A 3,149-nucleotide genomic window follows, 5' to 3' on the forward strand; every position below is an offset into this window, starting at 1 on the left:
ACGCCTACTACAACAACAAGCGCAAGCACTCGGCCATCGGCTACCTCACACCCAACCAGTTCGAAACTCAGCACATCAACCTCAACTAATTAAGCGTCCCTGGTCCAATATTGCGTTGCACCTCATTCCCCCTGGCTCTCTTGGGTCGTCGGAAAGCTTACTTGAAACGCTTCCCTTATGCCATCTGCTATCGAATCCTCGCAGATCGAGTGCGTATCCTCTCAGTTCGTCACGACAAACGCCACCCCCTTTACGGCGCCCGGCGCAAATAAAGTAGCCCAGTTGCGCCGCAACTGGGTTCTGGCCCCGGGAGCGCGGCATTCCAATGCCGCTCCGGCCCGTCAAAGCGTGGTTAAAGCGATAACCTCTCATACACACATCGCGCATCTCGCTCCCCCCGACCCCGGAGGGGTCAAAGAAGGTAGCCAGGGGTAAGCTCGCGCAGCGAGCGCCACCCCTGGAAAGCCGCACGCAATCCGGGAAGCAAACCCAGCACCTTCTTCTCACTCCGCGCTCACCAGCAGCGTTTGCAACGAGCCTCCGCCAGCAAAGGAGCCCGCTCCTGCGCAGCCCCGCAGGGATTGCCCCATCGCGGCATCAGTGCAGTCGTGCGTACCTGCTCAATACAAAACGCCCAGGTGAGCCTCAGCGCAGGACTGGCAAACTCTCTCGCTATGCATCCAACCCTTAGGTTGGCGCTCGCGGCACATGCGGCACACACCAAAGAAGCGCGGCACCTGCAGCAAATGAAGCCGGGCAGCGCTGATCTCCTCAGCCGGGGTGGTGGCAGCCAGTGTCTCGACTTTCACCCAGCGCGAACGCGGCCTGTGAGGATGCGGCCAGGAAATGACCTGACATTCCAGGCGCAGGCCGTCGGGCCTTGCCTTCACGCGCGTGAACTGTTGAATCAGCTGGTCATTGTTCATGGTCTTGAGGCATCAAGGGTGCTCCGCATTTGCCCGCCCCTCCACATAAAACCGCTTTCTCATTCCCCGATCCCCGGAGGGGATCGCAGCCGGTAGCCAGGGGCGAAGCTCGCGCAGCGAGCGCCACCCCTGGACAGCCAAACGCAATCCGGGAAGCAAAGCCAGCGCCTTCTTCACACACCGCGCTAACCAGCAGCGTTTGCTCCGCCCTGCCGCAGCCTCATTTTGCCAGCGACTCAAGCATCAAACGCATCTCCCTTTCCGCATGACTTTCATCGCGCGCCGTAAAAACATAGGGAGCTCGAAAGCGTAAGGATGACTTGGGAACAAAGTTGGTTACGGCCTCGGCCGCCGCTCGAATCATTTCATTGACCTGCCGATTGATTCGTTCGCCGTAAAAAGACTCTCCGTTCAGAAACCCACAGGTCCAGTAATTCATATGCTCAAGCGCTTTGCAGAGTGCAACAGCGGTGTCATGCTCGATTTTGAAATGTGCACCCATGACGCCAGCACAAGCCCAAGTCGTGTGCTTGGGAGGCTTCGGCTCATCAGGTTTCATTTTTCCCATTAGATTCGTGGCATACTCACGCACGATCTGGCCCGCTTTGTCTGTGTCTAACTCTCCGGCAGTCCAAAGTTCGTAAATTTTACGCCGCCACGCGACTGGCCCCTTGGGTTTGCGCTCCGCTTTACTGAGTCCAAACGCTTTCAGGGCTTTGTAACACAGCTTGAAGAGCGTATACGAAAACTCTCTTTCTGCGTAGCGATCCTTCTTCTCTGCTACGCCCAATGCTTGGCCGGCTTTCATGACCTTTTCCCAGTCCCATTTTTCCTTGGAGATCTCTTGATGAATGTGTTCAACGATATTGGCAGTGTTGAGTTTCATAGAATGGAACTGCGCAACGCGCAAAAAGCATGCCGCCTTGGAGGGACGAGCGCCTATCTTCGAAAGACCACGCAACAGTTTTCATGCTCCTCAAGCCCGGAGGGCTGGCACAACCGTAGCCGTAGGTGCCAACCCACGGTGGCCGCATGCCAACGAATACCTCTCCACGTCGAACCGTGTAGCGGTGACACAAAACGCTGCATGCCTACCACCATCAATCTCACACCACCACGTCGCTTAGCTTGCTTTCCACGAACAGGAATACAGGGTTGAACATGTCTGAGCCATCAAACGCCCGCCGATTTTTTGACGAAGTGTTCAATCAACCAGGTGAAAGTTTTCAATTTTTGGAAAAATTGGCATTACCAGCTTCCAAAACTGAAGAGACTGAGTGGATGGATTTCAAGGGTGCAAAGCAACTCACAGGATGCCTCAACTCCAAAACGCCTGAAGTTGTAAAAAGCGAAGCTGAATCAAAAATTCGAGAAATTTGGAGCGAGTATATTGGGGCATTTGCAAACTCTGGAGGCGGTGTGCTGATATGGGGCATAGATGCCCCAAATAAAAATGCTGTGGGAACTTCGTTGGTTGCAGATGTACATCATTTTAGCGAACTGTTAATCAATCATACAAAATCAGTAGTTGATCCCCCTGTTCAAGGAGTGGAAGTGCGGGGGATTACTCGCGACCAATCTCCAGAAGGATTTGTGGTTTGTCTGGTGCCACAAAGTAAATTCGCTCCCCATAGATCGCTTTTTGCAAAGCGTGAATATTACCTCAGATGCCAGGATGGCAATCATTCATGCCCAGTAGCAGTTCTGCGGCGTCTTTTTTACCCTCAGGCATTTTCATATTTGGTTCCGTTGGTTCGACTGCATCTAAGCCTGGGTGACGATCATCATTATCACCTGCAAGGTACAGTCGACATTGTGAACAAAGGACAGGCTTCCGCTTCAGAAGTGTTTGTGGAGTTTAAAGGAGGGCAGCAATTGAGCCTGAATACAGACGATTGGGACAAGGAACCGCGCAACCGCAAAGCATACCAATCACATAAATCCATTCATCCAGGGCAAAGTCTTCGGTTGGCGCATAACTTGTTTTGCCGCCTACAGCGTCCTGACCAGATGAACGCTACTCATTCTGAAAAATTTGAGATCCGAATTTATGCGCGAAATAGCACGCCAATTCACCGAACGTTTCAAATTTCATGGGCAGACCGCTCCGTAGATAGTGAGATTCAAACTGAGGGGGAAGATGCTTCCTGAGATATCGAGACAATTACTTCAAGATAGTAAGCTATCTGCCCATCACGCTCCTACGCCACCCCTCTTCTCCGA

General features: G+C 53.1%; 3 protein-coding genes. 2 read left to right on the forward strand and 1 reads right to left on the reverse strand.

All coding sequences use genetic code 11. The features are described from left to right. Nucleotides 1-89: IS3 family transposase (locus ACIREA_RS29380; RefSeq protein ID WP_397383777.1), on the forward strand; the 89-nt coding region annotated here is incomplete at its 5' end. A 1,057-nt stretch (nucleotides 90-1,146) separates the two neighbouring features. Here ACIREA_RS29380 and ACIREA_RS29385 read toward each other — a convergent pair. Continuing rightward, nucleotides 1,147-1,812 carry a hypothetical protein gene (locus ACIREA_RS29385; RefSeq protein WP_397385878.1) on the reverse strand — a complete coding sequence of 222 codons (666 nt, stop codon included), beginning with the start codon at nucleotides 1,810-1,812 and terminating at the stop codon, nucleotides 1,147-1,149. A gap of 275 nt (nucleotides 1,813-2,087) precedes the next feature. On the opposite strand from ACIREA_RS29385, the gene ACIREA_RS29390 reads away from it, so the two are divergent. Beyond that, complete coding sequence (locus ACIREA_RS29390) at nucleotides 2,088-3,077, forward strand: helix-turn-helix domain-containing protein (protein WP_397385879.1); 990 nt, start codon at nucleotides 2,088-2,090, stop codon at nucleotides 3,075-3,077. Nucleotides 3,078-3,149 lie beyond the last annotated feature (72 nt).

Origin of the sequence: Prosthecobacter sp. (assembly GCF_044373815.1) — a bacterium.
GTDB lineage: Bacteria > Verrucomicrobiota > Verrucomicrobiia > Verrucomicrobiales > Verrucomicrobiaceae > Prosthecobacter.